The following is a 26189-nucleotide window of genomic DNA, read 5'->3' on the forward strand; positions in this document are numbered from 1 at the left end:
GATGGCAAGCGAAGAGAAACTTCACACCTATCTCAAGCAGGTCGTCTTGGAACTCGAGAAGACGCGTAGGCGTTTGCGCGAGGTTGAGATGGGGGCTCGCGAACCGATCGCAATCGTGGGTATGGCTTGCCGCTACCCGGGCGGGCTGGAGTCACCCGCAGATCTGTGGTCGGCGGTTGCCGAAGGCCGTGACCTGATTTCGGAGTGGCCGTCGGATCGGGGGTGGTACGGCGAGCCCTATTTCGACGGGGAGTCTCAGACCAGCAGGTTGGGCGCACCGATCGGGGGGTTTCTGGCCGATGTGAGTGCGTTCGACGCGGAGTTTTTCGGACTCAGTTCGAGTGAGGCCTTGGCGATGCATCCACATCAGCGGCTCGCGCTCGAATGCGCCTGGGAGGCGTTCGAGCGCGGGGGTATCGATCCCTCGAGCGTCCGAGGTAGCGACACCGGGGTCTTCCTAGGTGTTACGTCGATTCCGTACGAAACACTGGGCGAAGGGGTGGACGGCGATAGTCCACTGATGTTGGCGGGCCATATGACGAGTATGGCTGCGGGGCGAATTTCCTATCTTTTCGGGCTCGAGGGACCAGCCATGGCGCTGGATACCGCTTGCTCGTCGTCGCTGGTTGCGATTCATCAAGCCGTCGGATCATTGAGATCGGGTGAGTGCTCGATGGCGCTTGCCGGGGGCGCAGCAATCATGATGTCGCCACCGAGCTTCTTTGCCTTGGCGCAAGGCATGGCCTCGGCGAGCGACGCGCGTTGCAAGTCGTTTTCAGCGTCGGCCGACGGTGCCGGTTGGGGCGAAGGGTTGGGCCTGCTCCTGCTGGAGCGCCTATCTGACGCCCGGCGCAATCAGCATCCGGTGTGGGCCGTGGTGCGCGGTAGCGCCGTCAAGCATGACGGCGCATCGAACGCTCCGCAGGCGCCCAACGGTCTTGCCCAGCAGCGGATTATCCGGCGAGCGCTACAGAATGCTGGTTTGGAGGCGGCCGAAGTCGACGTGGTCGAGGCGCACAGCCCCGGAACGCCGGTGGGCGATCTGGTCGAGGCCGACGCGTTGATGGCGACATACGGTCAGCACCGGCCAGAGGGACGGCCGCTGTGGTTGGGTTCGCTCAAATCAAACACCGGACACACTTTGGCTGCGGCCGGCGTTGGCAGCGTCATCAAGATGGTGGAAGCGATGCGGCACCGCACCATTCCATTGACTTTGCACGTGAACGAGCCGACTCCGTATGTGGACTGGGCATCAGGGCGCATTCAGTTAGCGACTGAAACTCAGGAGTGGCCGCGACCGGACAACGTGCGCCGGGCTGCGATATCTGGCGTTGGAATGGGCGGGGTTAACGCACACATCATCATCGAAGAGGCCGTCGAGGAGCCCACGCCAGTGGGGCAGACGGCCTTATCGGACAGTGGCTGGGACGCAGCCTCTCCCGTCGTCCCGTGGATCATCACCGCAAAGTCGCCGGAGGCGCTGCTGGCGCAAGCCGCTCGGACGGTAGCGCATCTTGAGGATGAGCCCGAGCCGCGGGCCATCGACATTGGATACTCGCTGGCTAGCACTCGGGCACAGTTTGAACATCGAGCGGTAGTCGTCGGACGCGATCGCAACGAGTTGCTCAACGGGGTGCGATCACTTGTGGCTGGCGAATCTGTCCCGGCGGTGGTGCGTGGTGTGGCTGAGCCGTCCGCCAAAACGGCGGCGTTCTTTCACGGCGAAGGGGCGCACTGGCTGGGCATGGGGCGCCAACTGTACTCAATCTTCCCGGTGTACGCCAAAGCAATTGACGAAACCTGCGAAATACTGAGCAGTCTGATGGGCACGCCAGTTCGTGACCTGCTTTTTGCGTCGGCTGACTCGGAAAAGGGCAGCTTGCTGAGGCGACCCAGCTACGCTCAGCCCGCACTATTTGCCGTGGAGACGGCGTTGTACCGGCTAGCGCAGTCCTGGGGTTTTCAGCCCGACTTCGTTATGGGGTGCTCTGCGGGTGAGATCGCGGCCGGACATGCGGCGGGCCTGTGGTCATTGCAGGACGCGTGTGCTCTCGTGGTGGAGAGTGGCCGCCTGAGGCAGTCAATGGGTGATGCCGACACCACTGCTGTCAGCCCTACCGCGGAGCTCTACGCAATTCCTCCGTTGGGTGCCAGCGAGCCTAGTGCCAACGGTGCGTCAGGCAACCACACCGGGTCGCAGTCGTCTGATGGGCAGGAAGCCACGTCCACCGGGCAACAGCAGGCATCCTCCGCTGACGCGCTGCGAACAGGCCTTTTCAAGCTCTGCGACCGGCTCGATTACCGCCTTCCGGATACGCCCATTGTCTCAGCGCATACCGGAACGGTTGTTGATCCTAGCCTGGTCCGCACGCCGGAATATTGGGTAGAACAACTGAGTTCACCGGTGCATCTCAAGAAGGCGATACGCCGGGCACGGAGTAGGGAAGACATCACCACTTTCCTGCAAATCGGTCCCGGGGTTCATCATGCCGCCATGATCCACGGGATTTTCGAAGATGCTGATGGCAGTTCCTCCGGCGTCGTGATTCCGCCGTTGTTGCAGCCAGGCACGGATGAAGATGTCTCGTTTGTGAGCGGGCTGGCCACGGCGTACGTGAACGGGGCACCAATCGATTGGGCTGGCGTGTACCGCGGCGCGGGAGCACGGCGAGTACCGTTGCCGACCTACGCTTTTCAGCGCACGCGACTATGGCTTGATGCGCAAGGCAGCGCAGGCGCCGGCGCAGGCCTGGCCGGGGCGGTCGATGCTCGGGCGTCGGCGGGACCGGTGCACGATGGCGAGCCCGTGTGCACCGAAATCGAGCGGACTGTGGCCGCGGCGATTGGGCAGGTTCTGGGCATCGCCCAAGTCAGCCGCGACGACGGGTTCCTGGCCCTCGGGGGCGACAGTGTCTCTGCAATGCGGCTGGCCGCGCGGGTCCGCGCGGAGGGCCTGCCGCTAACCCCGGAGCTGCTTTTCGAACACGCCACCGTCAGGCAGATCGCAGCGGCGCTGCAGGAGGCCGCCAACCAGGCCACGGACTGGGGCGCCCCGGGGCGCCTCGCCGCTGACCGCCAGTTCGAGGCCATGAGCGTGTCGGGACTGTCATCCGCGGAGCTGGCCGCACTGCCAGGACTGTTGGCGATGCTCGACCAGCCGAGGTCAGCATGACGCAGCCAACCAAGCCCGTCGTCGACATCGAGGACGTGATGACGCTCAGCCCACTTCAGCTGGGGCTGTTCGCGCTGGCCATGGCGAGTGGAGCCGCGTCCGACGACCCGTACACCGTCGCACTCGGCATCGATGTGCATGGTTCGCTGGACGTCGGCCTGCTACGCAGTTGCGCGTTGGCGATGCTGAAGCGCCACCCGAATTTGAGGGCTCGATTCCTCGGCCGCGGCTTGCCGCATCCAGTGCAGGTGGTGCCGTCCGAGGTGCAGTTGGAATGGGCGCGTGTCGAGGCCACGGCGGAGACGGCGGGTGCGCTGGAAGCGCAGGAGCGCAATCGCGGATTCGACCTGGAAATGGGTCCGGCGATCCGATTCTTGCTGATCGAGCTACCCGGCGACAGGTGGCGATTCTTGATTACCGCCCACCACATCGTGATCGGCGGCTGGTCCATCGCGCTGTTCGTCGATGAGCTACTCACGCTGTATGAAGCCGACTGCAACATCGACACGTTGCCGGCGCAGCCGCGACCGTATCGCGACTACATCGGTTGGCTCGAGCGCTGCGACGTTGAGCAAGGGCAACGGCAGTGGCGCGAGCATCTCGCCGGCCTGGCGGCGCCTACCCTGCTGGCGGCGCCGCTCGGTAGCAGCGGTGTGCAGCCGGACAGCCTGCCCAAGAGGGCGCAGCTGACCCTGGACGAAGGGGCCACGACATCCTTGGTCGACGGTGCCCGCAACCGCGGAGTGACGGTCAATACCCTGACGCAGCTGGCCTGGGCGCTGATGCTGTCGACGCTAACCGACCGCCGCGACGTGGTTTTCGGGGTCACGGTGTCGAACAGACCCGCCGAGTTGGCCCGGGTGGAATCAATGGTCGGGCTTTTCGTCAACACCGTCCCGCTGCGTGTGCGTCTCGACCCGAAAACGACTGTTGCCCAGCAATGCGCGTTGATACAACGCGATGCCGCCCGGCTGCGTGAGCATGCCTATCTGAGCCACTCGCAGATCCGGGCGCTGGCCGGCATGGGCGAGCTGTTTGACACCCTGCTGGTATTCCAGAACTTCCCATCCCTGGGTCTGGCCGACGGGAAGGCGCGAGCCGTAGGCGCGGCGACGTTTGACTCCCTAACCGTGCAGAGTCCTACGCACTTCCCCGTCTGCATCACCGCTGAACTCACCGATGCTCGTTTGTCGCTGTCGATAGCAACAAATGCCAACGCATTCGGCGACATCACCGAATCGGCCCTGGGTGATCGCTTGTTGGCAGTACTGCAACGACTGTTGCCGATGTGGGACCGTCCGCTGCGCGACGTCAGCATGTTGCTTGACGGTCACACCGACGGCGATACGGCCGTATCCGAGCATGCGCGGCTGGATGTGGTGGGTAATCGGGCGGTGTTGGCGGAGCCGTTGGTGGAGCCGGTGTCGGTTCCGGGGTTGTTCGCCGCGCAGGTGGCCGGTGGTGCTGAGGTGACGGCGTTGGTGTGTGGGGATCGGTCGTTGACCTATCGCGAGCTTGATCAGGCGGCTAATCGGTTGGCGCATTTGTTGGTTGATCAGGGTGTGGGTCCTGGTGATGTGGTGGGGTTGTTGTTGGAGCGCTCGGTTGAGGCGGTCATCGCGATCTTGGCGGTACTCAAAAGCGGTGCAGCGTATTTGGCGATCGATGTCAATCATCCTGATGGGCGTATCGGGTTCATGATCGAGGATGCCGCGCCGGTGGCGGTGATCAGTACCGCGGGGTTGGCGCAGCGGTTGGCGGATTACCCGGTGGCGGTGATCGATATCGATGATCCCGCGATCGCGACGTGCTATCCCGGCCATGAGTTGCCCTTCCCCAGCGCGGACAACATCGCGTATCTGATCTATACCTCGGGCACGACCGGCAAGCCCAAAGGCGTGGGGATCACCCACCACAACATCACCCAGTTGTTCACCTCGGTCGCCGCCACCGGATTCACCCCAGCGTCGGGACAAGTCTGGACCCAATGGCATTCGTATGCCTTTGACGTGTCGGTCTTTGAAATGTGGGGTGCACTGCTGCATGGGGGCCGGTTGGTGGTGGTGCCGGAGTTGATCACCAGGTCTGCGGCGGAGTTGTTGGCGTTGTTGGTGACTGAGGGTGTCAGTGTGTTGAGTCAGACACCGTCGGCGTTTTATGCGTTGCAGGCTGCGGATGCGGCGCAGCCGCAGTTGGGTCGGCAGTTGTGTCTTGATGCGGTGGTGTTTGGCGGTGAGGCGTTGGAGCCGGCGCGGTTGGGGCCGTGGTTGGCCAATCATGGGCAGCGGCCGCGGTTGATCAATATGTATGGCACCACCGAGACGACGGTGCATGCGTCGTTTCGTGAGATTGTGCGCCATGACCTGGGTTTCGCGGTGAGCCCGGTTGGGGTGCCGTTGGCGAATCTGGCGTTTTTTGTCCTCGATGGGTGGTTGCGGCCGGTGCCGGCGGGGGTGGCCGGGGAGTTGTATGTGGCGGGTGCCGGGGTGGGGTGTGGGTATTGGCGCCGTTCGGGGTTGACCGCGTCGAGGTTTGTGGCGTGTCCGTTCGGGGCTGCGGGGGTGCGGATGTATCGCACCGGCGATGTGGTGCGTTGGGGCCCAGACGGGCAGTTGCAGTACGTGGGGCGCGCCGATGAACAGGTCAAGATCCGTGGGTATCGCATTGAGTTGGGCGAGGTGGCTGCGGCGTTGTCGCAGTTGGACGGGGTGGATCAGGCGGTGGTGATCGCTCGTGAAGACCGGCCCGGGGATAAGCGGTTGGTGGGCTATGTCGTCGGCTCGGTGGATGCGGGTCTGGCGCGGGCGGCGTTGGCGCAGGCGTTGCCGGCCTATATGGTGCCCGCCGCGGTCGTGGTGGTCGACAGTTTGCCGTTGACGGTCAACGGCAAGTTGGACATTCGGGCCTTGCCGGCCCCGCAATACGGCGCCACCGGCAGTTACCGCGCCCCGGCCAGCCCGGTCGAAGAGGTCCTCGCCGGCATCTACGCCCAAGTACTCGGACTAGACCGGGTCGCGGTAGACCAATCCTTTTTCGACCTGGGTGGGGATTCGTTGTCGGCGATGCGGGTAGTCGCTGCGATCAATAAGTCCTTGGATGGGGATTTGTCGGTGCGGGCGTTGTTCGACGCGCCTACCGTCGGCGAGTTGGCGCCGTGTATCGGTCAGGGTTCGGGGCAGTGGACGCCGTTGGTGGCCGGTGAGCGTCCGGCGGTGGTTCCGTTGTCGTTTGCCCAGCAGCGGTTGTGGTTTATCGATCAGTTGCAGGGGCCTTCGGCGGTCTACAACATGGCGTGGTCGGCGCGGTTGTCCGGTGAGCTCGATGCCGCGGCGTTGGGTGCGGCGTTTGCTGATGTGGTGGCCCGTCATGAGAGCTTGCGGACGGTGTTTCGTGCCGTGGCGGGGGTGGCTGAGCAGTTGGTGCTGGGCGTCGAGCAGGTCGATGTGCGGTGGCAGATCATCGATGCTCAGGGTTGGTCGTCACGGCGGCTGGCTGAGGCCCTCGAACAGCAAGCACGGCATTGTTTTGATTTGGCGGTCGAGATTCCGTTGCGGGCGAGGCTGTTTCGTGTCGCTGACGACGAGCACGTGTTGGTGGTGGTGGCTCACCATATCGCCGCTGACGGGTGGTCGCTGCGGCCGCTGGTCACTGATTTGGGAGTGGCTTATGCCAGTCGGTGTGCGGGGCGGGCGCCGGGTTGGGCGGGGCTGGCGGTGCAGTATGTCGATTACACGTTGTGGCAGCGCACCAACCTGGGTGAGTTGACCGATAGCCACAGTGGTATCGCCGGGCAGCTGAGGTATTGGGAAAAAGCTCTCGAGGGGATGGCCGAACGGTTGCAGTTGCCCACCGATCGGGCCTATCCGCGGGTGGCTGACCATCGCGGTAGCGGTGTGGATGTCCAGTGGCCCGCCCAGCTGCAGCAGCAGGTTGCCCGGGTGGCGCGTGAGCATCACGCGACGAGCTTCATGGTGATCCAGACCGCCCTGGCGGTGCTGTTGGCCAAGCTCAGCGGCAGCTCTGATGTGGCAGTCGGGGTTCCGGTGGCCGGCCGTGGTGATCCGGCCCTCGATGAGTTGGTGGGCGTGTTCGTCAACACGGTGGTGCTGCGGGTGCAGGTGGCCGGTGATCCCACCTTCGCCCAACTGCTAGCGCAGGTACGCACCCGCAGTTTGGAAGCCTTCGAGCATCAAGACGTGCCCTTCGAGGTGCTGGTGGAGCGGCTCAACCCGGTGCGATCGTTGACCCATCATCCGTTGGTCCAGGTGGTGTTGGCGTGGCAAAACGACATGTCGGCGGAGTTGGTGTTAGACGGTCTCGACGTCGAATTCGCGCCAGTACACACCCAAACTGCCCGGATGGATCTGGTGTTTTCACTGGGTGAACGTTTCACCGATACCGGTGCACCCGCCGGGATCGGCGGGGGTGTGGAGTTTCGCACCGATGTGTTCGACGCGGCCAGTATCGCTGCGTTGATCGAGCGGTTGCAGCGGGTGGTGGTGGCGATGGTCGCTGATCCGGATCGGCGGTTGTCGTCGGTGGATCTGCTTGATGAGGCCGAGCATGCGCGGCTGGATGTGGTGGGTAATCGGGCGGTGTTGGCGGAGCCGTTGGTGGAGCCGGTGTCGGTTCCGGGGTTGTTCGCCGCGCAGGTGGCCAGCCGTGCTGAGGTGACGGCGTTGGTGTGTGGGGATCGGTCGTTGACCTATCGCGAGCTTGATCAGGCGGCTAATCGGTTGGCGCATTTGTTGGTTGATCAGGGTGTGGGTCCTGGTGATGTGGTGGGGTTGTTGTTGGAGCGCTCGGTTGAGGCGGTCATCGCGATCTTGGCGGTACTCAAAAGCGGTGCAGCGTATTTGGCGATCGATGTCAATCATCCTGATGGGCGTATCGGGTTCATGATCGAGGATGCCGCGCCGGTGGCGGTGATCAGTACCGCGGGGTTGGCGCAGCGGTTGGCGGATTACCCGGTGGCGGTGATCGATATCGATGATCCCGCGATCGCGACGTGCTATCCCGGCCATGAGTTGCCCTTCCCCAGCGCGGACAACATCGCGTATCTGATCTATACCTCGGGCACGACCGGCAAGCCCAAAGGCGTGGGGATCACCCACCACAACATCACCCAGTTGTTCACCTCGGTCGCCGCCACCGGATTCACCCCAGCGTCGGGTCAAGTCTGGACCCAATGCCACTCCTACGCCTTCGATTACTCCGTGTGGGAGATGTGGGGTGCGTTGCTGCATGGGGGCCGGTTGGTGGTGGTGCCGGAGTTGATCACCAGGTCTGCGGCGGAGTTGTTGGCGTTGTTGGTGACTGAGGGTGTCAGTGTGTTGAGTCAGACACCGTCGGCGTTTTATGCGTTGCAGGCTGCGGATGCGGCGCAGCCGCAGTTGGGTCGGCAGTTGTGTCTTGATGCGGTGGTGTTTGGCGGTGAGGCGTTGGAGCCGGCGCGGTTGGGGCCGTGGTTGGCCAATCATGGGCAGCGGCCGCGGTTGATCAATATGTATGGCATCACCGAGACGACGGTGCATGCGTCGTTTCGTGAGATTGTGCGCCATGACCTGGGTTTCGCGGTGAGCCCGGTTGGGGTGCCGTTGGCGAATCTGGCGTTTTTTGTCCTCGATGGGTGGTTGCGGCCGGTGCCGGCGGGGGTGGCCGGGGAGTTGTATGTGGCGGGTGCCGGGGTGGGGTGTGGGTATTGGCGCCGTTCGGGGTTGACCGCGTCGAGGTTTGTGGCGTGTCCGTTCGGGGCTGCGGGGGTGCGGATGTATCGCACCGGCGATGTGGTGCGTTGGGGCCCAGACGGGCAGTTGCAGTACGTGGGGCGCGCCGATGAACAGGTCAAGATCCGTGGGTATCGCATTGAGTTGGGCGAGGTGGCTGCGGCGTTGTCGCAGTTGGACGGGGTGGATCAGGCGGTGGTGATCGCTCGTGAAGACCGGCCCGGGGATAAGCGGTTGGTGGGCTATGTCGTCGGCTCGGTGGATGCGGGTCTGGCGCGGGCGGCGTTGGCGCAGGCGTTGCCGGCCTATATGGTGCCCGCCGCGGTCGTGGTGGTCGACAGTTTGCCGTTGACGGTCAACGGCAAGTTGGACATTCGGGCCTTGCCGGCCCCGCAATACGGCGCTACCGGCAGTTACCGCGCCCCGGCCAGCCCGGTCGAAGAAGTCCTCGCCGGCATCTACGCCCAAGTACTCGGACTAGACCGGGTCGCGGTAGACCAATCCTTTTTCGACCTGGGCGGCGACAGCATCCTGGCGATCCAGGTCGTTGCGCGGGCCCGTGCGGCGGGGGTGGTGTGCCGGCCGCGTGACGTATTCACCGAGCAGACCGTCGCCGGACTAGCAACGGTGGCGACGGTTTTCGATGATGCGAATGACGACGGCCGGCACGCCGAGGACAGTGTGGGCGAGGTCGTGGCCACGCCGATCATGCGCTGGCTGCAAAGCCTGGACGGTCCGCTCAAAGAGTTCAATCAGACGGCGTTGTTGCAGGCTCCCGCCGCGATGTCCTACGACGACGTGATCGTCTCGCTGCAGGCGGTGCTGGATCGTCATGCGATGCTGCGGCTGCAGGTTGACACCGATGCGACGGGGCGCTGGTTGTTGCATGTGCCCGAGCCGGGTTGCGTGGACGCGCGCCAGTGTGTGCGGGCAGTGACGGCGCTGAACGATGACGAGTTGGTGCAGGCCCGGTCGCGGTTGGACCCGTCTGCCGGAGTGATGGTTAGCGCTTTGTGGGTGACCTCGTCCGCCCAGTTGGCCTTGGTCATTCATCATTTGGCGATCGATGGGGTGTCATGGCGGATCCTGCTGGACGACCTCAACAGCGTCTGGGAACAGCACCGCTCCGGCGAAATGGCGGCATTGCCAGCTGGCGGGACGTCGTTTCGGCGTTGGGCGACGTTGCTGGCCGAGCAGGCGTATTCAGCGACGGCGGTGGACCACGCGGCCGCTTGGAGGCAGGTGCTGGCCGCCCCAAGCGTGCTGCCGGCCGTGAAGCCTGCGGTTGACACATACGCCACTGCGCAGCGGTTGTTGGTGTCGCTGGATATCGAGACGACCCGGACGCTGCTCGCCGCGGCGCCGGCGGCGTTTCATGCAGGGGTGCAAGACATCTTGCTGATTGCGTTCGCGTTGGCGTGGTCGGAGTTTTCAAGTGGCGGTGGTACCCGGATCGCCATCGACGTGGAGGGCCACGGGCGCCACGAGGAACTGGCCTTCGGTGTTGACCTATCGCACACGCTGGGTTGGTTTACCACCAAGTACCCGGTGGCCGTGGGCGTCGGTGCGCTGCGCTGGGCGCAAGTAGTGGCCGGCGATGCCGCCCTGGGCACCGTGGTCAAGGATGCCAAGGAGCAACTTCGGGGCCTGCCTGACGGCCTGCTCTATGGGTTGATTCGCTATCTCAATCGCGAAGTCGAGCTGGCCGGGGCCGAGCCGACGATCGGTTTCAACTATCTGGGGCGCCTGAGCACACGGACGACCGCGGGTGACGACCACTGGCAAATCGCCAGGTGGGGTTCGCTGTTCACCGACGAATGCGCCAGCGCCGAACTGCCGATACAGCTCTTTCACACAGTAGAGCTCGACGCGGTCACCTTCGACACGGAAGCCGGCCCGCAGTTGCACGCCCAGTGGACGTGGGCGACATCGGCCCTCGACCGGGCACAGCTCAACCGGATCAGCCGGTTGTGGTTCGAGGCGCTGACCGGCATCTGTGCGCATGTCCGTGCTGGCGGGGGCGGCATGACCCCCTCTGATATCGGACTCACCCGGTTAAGCCAGCACCAGATCGACCAACTCGAACAACGCTACCGCGTTGCCGACGTGTTGCCTTTGACCCCTCTGCAGCAGGGCCTGCTCTTTCATGCCGATGCCGCACGAGGTGGCGCCGATCTGTATGTGGTCCAGTTCGACATCACCCTGTCCGGCGCGCTGGACCCGCGGCGGCTACGGACAGCCGCACAAGAAGTGCTCCGCCGCCATCCCAATCTCGCGGCTCAATTCGTCTGGGGCGAACCCCTCGACGAGCCCGTGCAGATCATCCTGAATGACTTGGTGCTGGAATGGCGGACGGTCGAGTTCGACCCAACTGGCGACCCGGATGCTCATGTCGAGCAACACATTGACGAGGTCTGCGCCGCCGAACGCGTCGCCGTCGCAGACCTCGGCAGTGGCAGTCCATTTCGGATCGCATTGATCCGCACCGCACCGTGTGAGCATCGCTTTGTACTCACCGCGCACCACATCGTGTGCGACGGCTGGTCGATGCCGATCGTGATGCAGGAAATATTGGCCGCCTATGCGGGACAGCCGCTGGCGGCGCCCGGGTCGTATCGCAACTTCTTGACCTGGCTGGCCGAGCGGGACAAGAGCGCTGCCCGCACCGCCTGGCGTGAGCTGTTTGCCGATTTCAGGCACCCCACATTGGTGGGCCCGCCAGATCACCTGGGCCTGGGCAGTCGAGGCGTTGAGTCATACCTGTTGCCCATCGGGACTACCGAGGCGCTGACCGAGCTGGCGAGGTCGTGTCGCGTCACGGTGAATATCGTGCTGCAGGCCGCGTTTGCGCAACTGCTGAGCTGGTTGACCGGTCAGCACGATGTCGCGTTCGGCACCACCGTATCGGGCCGGCCAGCCGAGGTGGCCGGCGTGCACTCCATGGTGGGGTTGTTCATCAATACGGTGCCGACCCGGGCTCGGATGGCGGCGACTACGACCACTAGAGAGCTGCTGGACCAGCTGCAAAGCGTGCACTACGAGACTCTCGAGCACCATCACCTGGCGCTGAGCGACATCCACCGCGTCAGCGGTCATGACCAGCTGTTCGACACCCTTTTCGTCTACGAGAACTATCCAATCGACAAAACAGCCGCCCAGGGCACCGGGGAGCTGGCCATTTCCGGGATCACCTGCCGCGAATACAGCCACTACCCGCTCGTGGTGCAAGCCATGCCGGGCGACCAACTAGGCCTTCGAGTGGAGTTTCGCACCGATGTGTTCGACGCGGCCAGTATCGCTGCGTTGATCGAGCGGTTGCAGCGGGTGGTGGTGGCGATGGTCGCTGATCCGGATCGGCGGTTGTCGTCGGTGGATCTGCTTGATGAGGCCGAGCATGCGCGGCTGGATGTGGTGGGTAATCGGGCGGTGTTGGCGGAGCCGTTGGTGGAGCCGGTGTCGGTTCCGGGGTTGTTCGCCGCGCAGGTGGCCAGCCGTGCTGAGGTGACGGCGTTGGTGTGTGGGGATCGGTCGTTGACCTATCGCGAGCTTGATCAGGCGGCTAATCGGTTGGCGCATTTGTTGGTTGATCAGGGTGTGGGTCCTGGTGATGTGGTGGGGTTGTTGTTGGAGCGCTCGGTTGAGGCGGTCATCGCGATCTTGGCGGTACTCAAAAGCGGTGCAGCGTATTTGGCGATCGATGTCAATCATCCTGATGGGCGTATCGGGTTCATGATCGAGGATGCCGCGCCGGTGGCGGTGATCAGTACCGCGGGGTTGGCGCAGCGGTTGGCGGATTACCCGGTGGCGGTGATCGATATCGATGATCCCGCGATCGCGACGTGCTATCCCGGCCATGAGTTGCCCTTCCCCAGCGCGGACAACATCGCGTATCTGATCTATACCTCGGGCACGACCGGCAAGCCCAAAGGCGTGGGGATCACCCACCACAACATCACCCAGTTGTTCACCTCGGTCGCCGCCACCGGATTCACCCCAGCGTCGGGTCAAGTCTGGACCCAATGCCACTCCTACGCCTTCGATTACTCCGTGTGGGAGATGTGGGGTGCGTTGCTGCATGGGGGCCGGTTGGTGGTGGTGCCGGAGTTGATCACCAGGTCTGCGGCGGAGTTGTTGGCGTTGTTGGTGACTGAGGGTGTCAGTGTGTTGAGTCAGACACCGTCGGCGTTTTATGCGTTGCAGGCTGCGGATGCGGCGCAGCCGCAGTTGGGTCGGCAGTTGTGTCTTGATGCGGTGGTGTTTGGCGGTGAGGCGTTGGAGCCGGCGCGGTTGGGGCCGTGGTTGGCCAATCATGGGCAGCGGCCGCGGTTGATCAATATGTATGGCATCACCGAGACGACGGTGCATGCGTCGTTTCGTGAGATTGTGCGCCATGACCTGGGTTTCGCGGTGAGCCCGGTTGGGGTGCCGTTGGCGAATCTGGCGTTTTTTGTCCTCGATGGGTGGTTGCGGCCGGTGCCGGCGGGGGTGGCCGGGGAGTTGTATGTGGCGGGTGCCGGGGTGGGGTGTGGGTATTGGCGCCGTTCGGGGTTGACCGCGTCGAGGTTTGTGGCGTGTCCGTTCGGGGCTGCGGGGGTGCGGATGTATCGCACCGGCGATGTGGTGCGTTGGGGCCCAGACGGGCAGTTGCAGTACGTGGGGCGCGCCGATGAACAGGTCAAGATCCGTGGGTATCGCATTGAGTTGGGCGAGGTGGCTGCGGCGTTGTCGCAGTTGGACGGGGTGGATCAGGCGGTGGTGATCGCTCGTGAAGACCGGCCCGGGGATAAGCGGTTGGTGGGCTATGTCGTCGGCTCGGTGGATGCGGGTCTGGCGCGGGCGGCGTTGGCGCAGGCGTTGCCGGCCTATATGGTGCCCGCCGCGGTCGTGGTGGTCGACAGTTTGCCGTTGACGGTCAACGGCAAGTTGGACATTCGGGCCTTGCCGGCCCCGCAATACGGCGCCACCGGCAGTTACCGCGCCCCGGCCAGCCCGGTCGAAGAGGTCCTCGCCGGCATCTACGCCCAAGTACTCGGACTAGACCGGGTCGCGGTAGACCAATCCTTTTTCGACCTGGGTGGGGATTCGTTGTCGGCGATGCGGGTAGTCGCTGCGATCAATAAGTCCTTGGATGGGGATTTGTCGGTGCGGGCGTTGTTCGACGCGCCTACCGTCGGCGAGTTGGCGCCGTGTATCGGTCAGGGTTCGGGGCAGTGGACGCCGTTGGTGGCCGGTGAGCGTCCGGCGGTGGTTCCGTTGTCGTTTGCCCAGCAGCGGTTGTGGTTTATCGATCAGTTGCAGGGGCCTTCGGCGGTCTACAACATGGCGTGGTCGGCGCGGTTGTCCGGTGAGCTCGATGCCGCGGCGTTGGGTGCGGCGTTTGCTGATGTGGTGGCCCGTCATGAGAGCTTGCGGACGGTGTTTCGTGCCGTGGCGGGGGTGGCTGAGCAGTTGGTGCTGGGCGTCGAGCAGGTCGATGTGCGGTGGCAGATCATCGATGCTCAGGGTTGGTCGTCACGGCGGCTGGCTGAGGCCCTCGAACAGCAAGCACGGCATTGTTTTGATTTGGCGGTCGAGATTCCGTTGCGGGCGAGGCTGTTTCGTGTCGCTGACGACGAGCACGTGTTGGTGGTGGTGGCTCACCATATCGCCGCTGACGGGTGGTCGCTGCGGCCGCTGGTCACTGATTTGGGAGTGGCTTATGCCAGTCGGTGTGCGGGGCGGGCGCCGGGTTGGGCGGGGCTGGCGGTGCAGTATGTCGATTACACGTTGTGGCAGCGCACCAACCTGGGTGAGTTGACCGATAGCCACAGTGGTATCGCCGGGCAGCTGAGGTATTGGGAAAAAGCTCTCGAGGGGATGGCCGAACGGTTGCAGTTGCCCACCGATCGGGCCTATCCGCGGGTGGCTGACCATCGCGGTAGCGGTGTGGATGTCCAGTGGCCCGCCCAGCTGCAGCAGCAGGTTGCCCGGGTGGCGCGTGAGCATCACGCGACGAGCTTCATGGTGATCCAGACCGCCCTGGCGGTGCTGTTGGCCAAGCTCAGCGGCAGCTCTGATGTGGCAGTCGGGGTTCCGGTGGCCGGCCGTGGTGATCCGGCCCTCGATGAGTTGGTGGGCGTGTTCGTCAACACGGTGGTGCTGCGGGTGCAGGTGGCCGGTGATCCCACCTTCGCCCAACTGCTAGCGCAGGTACGCACCCGCAGTTTGGAAGCCTTCGAGCATCAAGACGTGCCCTTCGAGGTGCTGGTGGAGCGGCTCAACCCGGTGCGATCGTTGACCCATCATCCGTTGGTCCAGGTGGTGTTGGCGTGGCAAAACGACATGTCGGCGGAGTTGGTGTTAGACGGTCTCGACGTCGAATTCGCGCCAGTACACACCCAAACTGCCCGGATGGATCTGGTGTTTTCACTGGGTGAACGTTTCACCGATACCGGTGCACCCGCCGGGATCGGCGGGGGTGTGGAGTTTCGCACCGATGTGTTCGACGCGGCCAGTATCGCTGCGTTGATCGAGCGGTTGCAGCGGGTGGTGGTGGCGATGGTCGCTGATCCGGATCGGCGGTTGTCGTCGGTGGATCTGCTTGATGAGGCCGAGCATGCGCGGCTGGATGTGGTGGGTAATCGGGCGGTGTTGGCGGAGCCGTTGGTGGAGCCGGTGTCGGTTCCGGGGTTGTTCGCCGCGCAGGTGGCCAGCCGTGCTGAGGTGACGGCGTTGGTGTGTGGGGATCGGTCGTTGACCTATCGCGAGCTTGATCAGGCGGCTAATCGGTTGGCGCATTTGTTGGTTGATCAGGGTGTGGGTCCTGGTGATGTGGTCGGGTTGTTGTTGGAGCGCTCGGTTGAGGCGGTCATCGCGATCTTGGCGGTACTCAAAAGCGGTGCAGCGTATTTGGCGATCGATGTCAATCATCCTGATGGGCGTATCGGGTTCATGATCGAGGATGCCGCGCCGGTGGCGGTGATCAGTACCGCGGGGTTGGCGCAGCGGTTGGCGGATTACCCGGTGGCGGTGATCGATATCGATGATCCCGCGATCGCGACGTGCTATCCCGGCCATGAGTTGCCCTTCCCCAGCGCGGACAACATCGCGTATCTGATCTATACCTCGGGCACGACCGGCAAGCCCAAAGGCGTGGGGATCACCCACCACAACATCACCCAGTTGTTCACCTCGGTCGCCGCCACCGGATTCACCCCAGCACCGGGACAAGTCTGGACCCAATGCCACTCCTACGCCTTCGACCTGTCGGTCTTTGAAATGTGGGGTGCACTGCTGCATGGGGGCCGGTTGGTGGTGGTGCCCGAGTCGGTCACCGGCTCCCCGGCCGATCTGCATGCTCTGCTGGTGGCCGAACAGGTCGATGTGCTGGCGCAAACCCCCTCCGCAGTGGCGATGCTGTCGACGCAGGGCCTGGAATCGACGACGTTGGTGGTGGGAGGCGAGGCGTGTCCGGCCGAGGTGGTCGACAACTGGGCGCCTGGCCGCATGATGGTCAATCAATACGGCCCCTCGGAGACCACGATGTATGTGTCGATGAGTGCTCCGCTGGTCCCGGGCTCGGGGCCGGCGCCGATAGGTGTGCCGGTGCCCCGCGCCGCCCTATTTGTGCTGGATGGGTGGTTGCGGCCGGTGCCGGCGGGGGTGGCCGGGGAGTTGTATGTGGCGGGTGCCGGGGTGGGGTGTGGGTATTGGCGCCGTTCGGGGTTGACCGCGTCGAGGTTTGTGGCGTGTCCGTTCGGGGCTGCGGGGGTGCGGATGTATCGCACCGGCGATGTGGTGCGTTGGGGCCCAGACGGGCAGTTGCAGTACGTGGGGCGCGCCGATGAACAGGTCAAGATCCGTGGGTATCGCATTGAGTTGGGCGAGGTGGCTGCGGCGTTGTCGCAGTTGGACGGGGTGGATCAGGCGGTGGTGATCGCTCGTGAAGACCGGCCCGGGGATAAGCGGTTGGTGGGCTATGTCGTCGGCTCGGTGGATGCGGGTCTGGCGCGGGCGGCGTTGGCGCAGGCGTTGCCGGCCTATATGGTGCCCGCCGCGGTCGTGGTGGTCGACAGTTTGCCGTTGACGGTCAACGGCAAGTTGGACATTCGGGCCTTGCCGGCCCCGCAATACGGCGCCACCGGCAGTTACCGCGCCCCGGCCAGCCCGGTCGAAGAAGTCCTCGCCGGCATCTACGCCCAAGTACTCGGACTAGACCGAGTCGCGGTAGACCAATCCTTCTTCGACCTAGGCGGCAACAGCATCCTGGCGATGCGGGTGTCGTCCGCGATCGAGAAGTTTCTGGGTGTGGATCTGCCAGTGCGGCTGATGTTCGAGGCTCCAACTGTTGAAAGCCTCAGCAGACAGGTGGAATCACCCTACAGCTCAGTCGAATTGGCTCCCGTTGAGCTGCTCAAGCAGGGCGCTGGAACGCCGCTGTTTTGCCTGCCGCCTGGTGGCGGGCTCAGTTGGATATATCGGAATCTGGGCGCCTATCTGGACTGTCCGATCATCGGCATTCAACAAGTTCCGTCAGATCAGGAAGTAGAACCCGGATCGGTTGGGGACATGGCACGACGCTATGTCGACATGATTCAGGCGCATCACCCTGATGGCCCCTACAACCTTCTCGGTTGGTCCATGGGGGGCGTGGTCGCCCATGAGATTGCCGTTGAGCTCCGCCGGCGAGGATGCGAGGTCGGCCGGCTCATCGTTCTGGACGCGGCCGGCGAGGTCGATAGCGCCGACAGTGTTGCCGAGCCAGCATCCGAAAGCGATGTCCTGGAACTGATCTTGGTCGCTGCGGGAATCGATATCGCGGAACACCCGCGGCCCCTTACCTATCAGCAGGCAGAAGCACTACTCAACCAACGCACACCGGTCGAGTTCTCGCTCCCGCCCAGGCGGATTGTAGAAGTCATGCTTGACAACATGAACGCCAATCAATCAATGAGATTGAAGCATGTCCCGGATGTATTTGACGGTGACATGATTGTCTTCTCCGCCAAGCGGGACAGCGGCGGCCGATCACTCGCAGATAGTTGGCGGCATTACGTTGCCGGCGATATCACGGAATATCCCATCGATTGCACACACGAGGCGATGTTGAACATCGAATCACTGCAATTATTCGCAGAGCGGATCGCTATCTACCTGCGTTAGTTGAACGGCAATAGGACCGACTCGCCCTGAGACTGGAGGCACGACCAATGAACCGCCGCTATTTGTCGGATGAAGAGATACAAGGACTGAACCGAGACCTCCGAATACTGGTCACGACAAATGGCACTCTCACCAGGATTCTCAATATCGTCACCGCCGATGAAATCGTCATCGAGAACATCGATCAGGAGATTCTGCCCGACGCGCCGACTCCGCCGGACCCCGCACAGTTGCCCAAAGGCCGAACTCTGCTGCGCAATGTAGTGCTCAAGGGCAGGCATTCTGGGAGCTCATTCGTAGCCGCAGAGACTTCGATCGTCGTCGATCGAGTCCCGCCCGAGCTCATAGAAAGCCTGATGAACACGGACCGTCCGATTGGCGAGTTGCTGGTGGCGAGTCGCATTGAGTTCTTCAAGGAAGCGCCGGAAGTCTGGATCGGCGAGTTGCCGGAGTGGATCGTGGCTCCGGAATACGGAATCTCACAGCATCAAGCCCTCGCCCGCCGATACACGATCATCATCTCGGGTCAACCGGCGATAGTCATCACGGAGCATTTCCTTCCGGAGATATTCATCTGCTGTCTCAACAACGACATCGCGATCAACAAGGACATTCGACCCATAACGGCACCAAGGCCCAAACAGTGACTTGAAGCGGCGGCATCGGCACCAACCCGACTGTAGGAAGTTCCAACTTTCTCTACGTGTAGGTCTGCCTTAAGGCAAGGGCCTGCATCCCTGCGCCATGCGGGGAAACGAATGTGTTCATAGTGGCGAGTCAGGACGGGGTCATTCGGCATGCGAAATAACAATCTAGCGTGGCTGCTTGCCAACCAAGCATTGGCGTCAGAATGGTCGGCATCGCCGGCATACTACGCGCCGAACATTGTGACCCACGCCCAAATCCATGAGGGTGCTGCGCGCCTCGGCAACGTGTTTGGTTCCCGGGGTCTGCGCACTGGCGACCGTGTCCTGCTGTGCCTCCCGGACTCAACCGATTTGGTGCAGTTACTGCTGGCCTGTCTGGCTCGGGGGATTGTGGCGTTCATTTCGAATCCGGAGCTGCGCCCCGACGACCATACATTCCAGGAGCAGGACACGCAGCCGGCACTTGTGGTGACCACTGATGCTCTGCGCGACAGGTTTGCGCGGTCCGGCATCGTGGATCCGGGGGAGCTGTGGGCGCAAGCCAACCAGGCCAAACCGGCGGCCTACGAGCCGTTGACCGGCGATGCCCTTGCCTACGGCACCTATACGTCCGGTACCACCGGCGCCCCCAAGGCAGCGCTGCATCGGCACGGCGACGTGTGGGCATTCATCGACGCCATGTGTCGCAATGCATTACGGCTCACCCCCGACGACGTCGGGCTAAGCATCGCGCGCATGTATTTCGCCTATGGTCTAGGCAACTCGGTGTGGTTTCCACTGGCCACCGGCAGTTCTGCGGTGATCAGTCGTTCGCCGCTAGGCGCCGAGTCGGCGGCCAACCTCAGCGAGAGGTTCTCGCCATCGGTTCTGTATGGCGTGCCAACCTTTCTTGCGAGAGTTGCCGACACCTGCGCTGCCGATGCGTTCCGGTCGTTGCGCTGTGTGGTCTCCGCAGGCGAGGCACTTGAGCTCGGCCTGGCCCAGCGACTGATGAAGTTCTTTGGCGGTATCCCCCTCCTCGATGGAATAGGCTCCACCGAGGTTGGGCAAACGTTCATCTCGAGCACGGTCGATGAATGGCGCCTCGGGACTCTAGGAAAGGTTCTGTCCCCCTACGAGATACGTGTGGTGGCACCGGATGGCACGATCGCCGCACCCGGGGTTGAGGGAGACCTTTGGGTCCGCGGACCGTCGCTGACCGCCGGCTATTGGAATCGACCTACCCAGCCTCCGTCGATCAGCGATAGCTGGCTCGACACGCGGGACAGGGTGTGCGTCGACGCCCACGGATGGGTAACTTACCGGTGCCGCGCGGACGACATAGAAATCGTCGGCGGCATCAACATCAATCCGCGCGAGATTGAACAGCTCATTCTCGAAGACCACTTGGTGGCCGAGACGGCGGTCGTTGCCGTACGGGAACCCACCGGCGAATCAGCGCTTCAAGCGTTTCTGGTGCCCGAAAGTGGCGCGTCGCTTGGTGAATCGGCGATCAAAGAACTTCATCGGCGGCTGCTTGGCAGCCTGTCGCCGCACAAGGTACCGCATCGATTCGAGATCGCAGAGCGGCTCCCCCGAACCGCGTCCGGAAAACTACAGCGTGGCCAACTCCGCACGCAGCCTGCGGCGCAGCCAGTTTGGGAGCGCCGGTGCACGGTGGGGACGTCCGACTCGGATGGGCAGCGCGATCCCCACACGCAAACCAACTACAAGGTTGGCCCCAGAGTCGGCCCGGTAACACTTGACGAGCGCCTGGCAGTTCTACAGCAAGAAGGTCACCGCCTGATCGCCGACACAGTCAGCGCAGAGGTGGCCCAGATCCTGGGAGACCCCGCCGCTGAGCGAATAGACCGCGACGTCGCCTTCGCCGAGCTGGGTTTTGACTCGCGCATGACGGTTGAGTTGCGTAATCGGTTGGCGGCGGTGACCGGGTTGCGGCTACCGGAGACGGTCGGGTGGGACTATGGCTCGATTTCTCGGCTGGCAGCGCATTTGGAGACCGAGCTAGCTGGATCGGGTGGCCGGGGGAAGCCGGGTCCTTCGGTGGCTGGTGGGGCGCCGGTGGCGATTGTGGGTGTGGGGTGTCGGTATCCGGGTGGGGTGGAGTCGGCGGGGGTTTGTGGGATGTGGTGGTGGGGGGTCGGGATGTGATTTCGGGGTTTCCGGTTGATCGGGGTTGGGATGTGGAGGGGGTTTTTGATCCGGATCCTGATGCGTTGGGTAAGACGTATTGCCGGTTGGGTGGGTTTTTGGATGGTGCTGATCGGTTTGATGCGGGGTTTTTTGGGATTGGGCCTAGTGAGGCGTTGGCGATGGATCCCCAGCAGCGGTTGTTGTTGGAGTGTTCTTGGGAGGCGTTGGAGGACGCGGGGATTGATCCGGTGTCGTTGCGGGGTTCGGTGACTGGGGTGTTTACCGGGTTGATGAGTTCTGATTATGGGGCGGGGCGGGTGTCTGGGGATTTGGAGGGTTATGGGTTGACGTCGGCGGCGGCGAGTGTGGCTTCGGGGCGGGTTGCGTATTTGTTGGGGCTAGAAGGTCCGGCGGTGTCGGTGGATACGGCGTGTTCGTCGTCGTTGGTGGCGTTGCATTTGGCGGCGGCGTCGTTGCGGTCGGGGGAGTGTGATGTGGCGTTGGCGGGTGGGGTGACGGTGATGGCCACACCGGCAACGTTTGTGGGGTTTTCTCGGCAGCGGGGATTGGCGGCTGATGGGAGGTGTAAGGCGTTCGCGGGGGCTGCGGATGGGACGGGGTTCTCTGAGGGTGCTGGGGTGGTGGTGCTGATGCGGTTGTCGGAGGCGCGGCGGCGGGGCCTTGCGGTGTTAGGGGTAATCGCGGGATCGGCGGTGAATCAGGATGGTGCTTCTAATGGGTTGACCGCACCCAATGGGCCTGCGCAGCAGCGGGTGATCGAGGCGGCGTTGGCTAACGCGGGGTTGACCGCTGCGGATGTGGATGTGGTGGAGGGCCACGGGACGGGCACCACGTTGGGTGATCCTATTGAGGCGCAGGCGCTTTTAGCGACTTACGGGCAGGCTCGCCCGGCCGATCAGCCGTTGTGGCTGGGTTCGATCAAGTCGAATATGGGCCATACTCAGGCCGCGGCGGGAATCGCTGGGGTGATCAAGATGGTGCAGGCGATGCGCCATGAGCTGATGCCGGCGACATTGCATGTGGATGTGCCTTCCCCGCATGTGGATTGGTCCTCGGGGGCGGTGTCGTTGTTGACCCAGCCGCGGCCCTGGCCGGCGGTGGATGGCCGGCCGCGTCGGGCGGGGGTGTCGTCATTTGGGATCAGCGGCACCAATGCGCATGTGATCGTGGAACAGGTTTGCCCTGAGGTGGTGGCCGAAGCCGTTGATGTGTCCCCGGATTCGCTGCCGTGGGTGGTTTCGGGCAAGTCGGAGGCCGCGGTAGCCGCGCAGGCAAAGCGGCTACTCGCTGCCGTGCAAGCCGATGAAGGCCTCGATCGGCTCGATGTGGGCTTCAGCTTGGCACGGCGCACGGCGTTTGAGTATCGGGCCGTCGTCCTGGGCGAGGACCGTCCGCAGCTGATATCGGGATTGACCGAACTGGCCGCCGGGCAGCCCGGCCCAACAGTACTCAACGGCCGAGCCGCCACGGTAGGCAAGACCGTCATGGTATTTCCCGGCCAAGGCTCACAGCGGTTGGGGATGGGCCAGCAGCTGCATGGCCAGTTCCCGGTTTTTGCCCAGGCGTTTGATGCCGTGGTTGAGCAGTTGGATCGGTATCTGCGGTTGCCGTTGCGGGACGTTCTCTGGGGAGGCGACGAGCACCTTTTGGAGTCAACGGAATTTGCTCAGCCGTCACTGTTCGCGGTAGAGGTTGCGCTGTTTGCCTTGTTGCGCGACTGGGGTGTGAGTCCTGATGTTGTGATGGGCCATTCGGTTGGGGAGCTGTCGGCCGCGCATGTGGCCGGGGTGTTGACGCTGGATGACGCGGCGAAGCTGGTGGCCGCGCGGGGGCGGTTGATGCAGGCTCTTCCCGAGGGCGGGGCGATGTTCGCGATAGCCGCTAGCGAGCATGAGGTGTCGCCCTTGTTGGGTGCGGCAGTGGGCATCGCGGCGATCAATGCCCCCGATGCGGTAGTGATTTCTGGTGAGCGGGCAGCGGTAGGCGTGCTTGCCGAGGAACTGATCGATCGTGGTCGACGGGTGCATCGACTAGCGGTCTCGCATGCATTTCACTCCCCGCTGATGGAGCCGATGCTTGCCGACTTCGCGCTGGCCGCTGGCGACATCACGGCGCACCCACCGCGGATTGCCTTGGTGTCGAACCTCACTGGCGAGCTTGCCGGCCCAGACTATGGTTCGGCGCAGTACTGGGTGGAGCATGTACGCCGGCCAGTCCGCTTCGCGGACAGCGTGCGCAATCTGGAAGAACTAGGAGCATCGCACTTTATCGAGGTAGGGCCCGGCGGAGGACTGAGCTCGGCCATTGCGCAATCGCTGCGGTCGCCGGAGGCGGTCACGGTGCCGGTACTGGGCAAAGACCGACCGGAAGCGAACTCACTGATCAGCGCGGTCGGGCAACTGTTTAGCACCGGGGTGGGGGTGGATTGGTCGGCGGTGTTTGCGGGCTCGGGTGGTCGGCAGGTGGAGTTGCCGACGTATGCGTTCGCGCGGCGGCGGTTTTGGCTGGACGGCTCGGCCAGCGCTGCCGATGTGGGCGAGGCGGGGCTGGTAGCGGCTGGGCATGCGTTGTTGGGTGCGGTCGTTGAGCAGCCCGATACCGGTGCCGTGGTGCTGACCGGACGGTTGTCGTTGGCGCGTCAGCCCTGGCTGGCCGATCACCTGGTCGGCGGCGCGGTGCTGTTCCCCGGCACCGGATTCGTGGAACTGGCCATTCGCGCCGGTGATGAAGTCGGATGCGGTGTGGTCGAGGAGTTGACGCTGGCGACGCCGTTGGTACTCAATGCCGGCACCGCGGTACAGGTGCAGGTGGCGGTGGCTAGTGCCGGGCAGTCGGGGCAACGGTTGGTGTCGATGTACTCCCGCGCGGACCAACCCGATCAGCATTGGGTGTTGCATGCGCAAGGCAGTGTGGCACCCGCAGCGGTGCAGCCGGCCCCGGCCGCCTCGGCCGAGCTGTCGACCTGGCCCCCGGCCGGTGCAGAGGCGGTCGATATCGGTGGCCTCTATGAACGGCTGGCGCGACGAGGCTATGGGTATGGCCCCGCCTTTCAGGGACTGCGCGCGGTCTGGCGGCGCGGCCGCGACGTCTTCGCCGAAGTCGGCCTGCCCAACGACGAGGGCCTGGACCTGACCGACGTCGGGATCCACCCAGCACTGCTCGATGCCGTCTTGCATGCCACGATGGCTGCCGCTGGCGCCGACGTCGCCGAGATGCGGCTGCCGTTCAGCTGGCGAGGCGTCTCGTTGCACGCCGCTGGTGCCGCTGGGTTGCGGGCCCGCATCGCCGCGCTCGACGGCGGCGATGGGGCTGCGGTCTCAGTGGAGCTCGCCGATGCCGCGGGGCTACCGGTGTTGTCAGTGGATTCGCTGGTCACCCGTCCCGTCACCGCCAACCAGCTCAACGCGGCGATAGCCGCGGCAGCTGGTGCACCCGATCACAAGCTCTTGGAAGTGGCGTGGTCACCAATAGCGCTCAACGACCGCACCATTGGTGGCCGCGGTGACCTCCCAGTGATGCTGTGGGATGACTACCGCGATGATGACGCGCACGGCGCTGGCACCGTGGTGATCTGGGAAAGCTGTTGCGCCGCTGATGATGATGTAGTGCGGTCGGCGTACGCCGCTACGCATGCTGCTCTTGCCGTCCTGCAATCATGGCTAAGTGGGGACCGGCCAGGGACCCTGGTGATAGTGACCCATGGTGGCGTGGCACTCACCGATGAGGGTGTCAACGATCTGGCTGCCGCGGCGGTGTGGGGATTGGTGCGTTCAGCGCAATCCGAACACCCCGGGCGAATTGTGCTGATCGATACCGATTCGGCACCAACAGATCCCGAAGTGTTGATGGACTTGGCGAACCTGGCCGGCCGCGGCGAACCGCAACTACTGGTCAGTGGTGATGCTGTGTACGGCGCCCGGTTGGCCCCCATCCCACCGGCGCTGTCCGCCCCTGATGGGGATTACCCCACATCGGATGGTCCGGCCGAACTGGCGTCGGTGCTGGATCCGGCCGGAACGGTGTTGATCACCGGAGGTACGGGGATGGCTGGCGGCGTGCTAGCGCGGCATGTGGTCGGTGCTGGTGGGGTACGCCATGTCGTATTGGCGAGTCGCCAGGGTGAGCAGGCCCCAGGGGTGGCCGAGCTGGTGAGCGAGCTCTCCGCGGCCGGTGCTGAAGTACTGGTGCTCGCCTGCGATGTGGCTGATCGTGACGCGGTCGCCCAGATGATGGAGCAGGTAAGGCGACGGTGTCCGCCTTTGACCGGGGTGATTCACGCCGCTGGTGTTCTCGACGACACGGTGATCGCCTCGCTGACTCCCGACCGGATGAATCCGGTACTGCGGGCCAAGGTCGACGGCGCGTGGCACCTGCATCAGCTCAGCCGTGGTCTGGGGCTGTCGATGTTTGTGTTGTGTTCCTCGATCGCCGGCGTGATGGGTTCTCCCGGACAAGGCAACTACGCAGCGGCGAACACGTTTTTGGACGCGCTTGCGGCCCACCGGCGCGCTACGGGCTTGGCCGGCCTCTCCGTGCAATGGGGTCTATGGGAACAAACCAGCGCGATGACTGGCCACTTAGGTGAGCGTGATCTGGCCCGCATACGTCGTAGTGGCCTGGCGCCGATGAGTATTGGTCAGGCAGTGGAACTACTTGACGCCGCTGTGTTGCTGGATCGCTCCACGGTGGTCGCCGCGTGCCTGGACCGCAACGCGCTGGCCAGCCCGGCTGTCAGCGCCGAGCTACCAATGCTGTTTCACTCGCTGCTGCCTCGACCGACCCGGCGCGTGATCAACAAGGACGCCACCACCCACGAGTCGGGGCTGACTCAACGGCTGCAGGCGTTGAGCCCCGACCAACAACACCAGCTGCTGGTGGAGACCGTGAGAAATCAAGCGGCAGTGGTGCTGGGACGACCCAGTGGTCAAGACATCGACCCCGAATGCACATTCCAGGATCTGGGCCTGGATTCACTCACCGCCGTGGAGCTACGCAACCGGCTCAAAGCCGCTAGCGGCCTGAGCTTGTCGCCCACTCTCATTTTCGACTACCCCACCCCGGTCACGCTGGCCAGGCACCTCGCCCAACAGCTCATCGGTACCGGCACAACCGGCAGCGCACAGATCGAAAGTCAACTCAAGACACTTCAACAAACACTGCTGGCAATCGAGGACGGCGATAAGCAACGTGTGGCCGCACAATTGCGCAAATTCCTCACCAGACTGCTGGCCCCTGCCGAGAGTGGACGCCCGCTGGATGACCGAATCAAAGACGCGACGAGCCCGAGCGAGATCCTCCAGCTAATCGACGCGGGATCCATCGAATCATGAAAGGAGCAAAGACCATGAA

At 63.8% G+C, this 26189-nt stretch carries 3 protein-coding genes and 1 pseudogene; all 4 read left to right on the top strand.

Annotation, left to right across the window (positions count from 1 at the left end; all coding sequences use genetic code 11):
- Nucleotide 1: 1 nt before the first annotated feature.
- On the top strand, nucleotides 2-3172 hold the full coding sequence (locus tag CCUG20998_RS00450; RefSeq protein ID WP_020731248.1) for a type I polyketide synthase: 3171 nt from the start codon (nucleotides 2-4) through the stop codon (nucleotides 3170-3172).
- Nucleotides 3169-18039, top strand: coding sequence for a non-ribosomal peptide synthetase (locus CCUG20998_RS00455; protein WP_116269081.1), 14871 nt, complete (start codon nucleotides 3169-3171; stop codon nucleotides 18037-18039). The genes CCUG20998_RS00450 and CCUG20998_RS00455 overlap by 4 nt, the downstream gene beginning before the upstream one ends.
- A gap of 47 nt (nucleotides 18040-18086) precedes the next feature.
- Nucleotides 18087-18686, top strand: a complete 600-nt coding sequence (locus CCUG20998_RS00460) for a chorismate--pyruvate lyase family protein (protein WP_020731250.1) — start codon at nucleotides 18087-18089, stop codon at nucleotides 18684-18686.
- A 150-nt stretch (nucleotides 18687-18836) separates the two neighbouring features.
- Nucleotides 18837-26170, top strand: a pseudogene (locus CCUG20998_RS00465) (SDR family NAD(P)-dependent oxidoreductase).
- Nucleotides 26171-26189 lie beyond the last annotated feature (19 nt).

It is taken from the genome of Mycobacterium marinum (assembly GCF_003391395.1).
GTDB classification, from domain to species: Bacteria; Actinomycetota; Actinomycetes; order Mycobacteriales; family Mycobacteriaceae; genus Mycobacterium; species Mycobacterium marinum.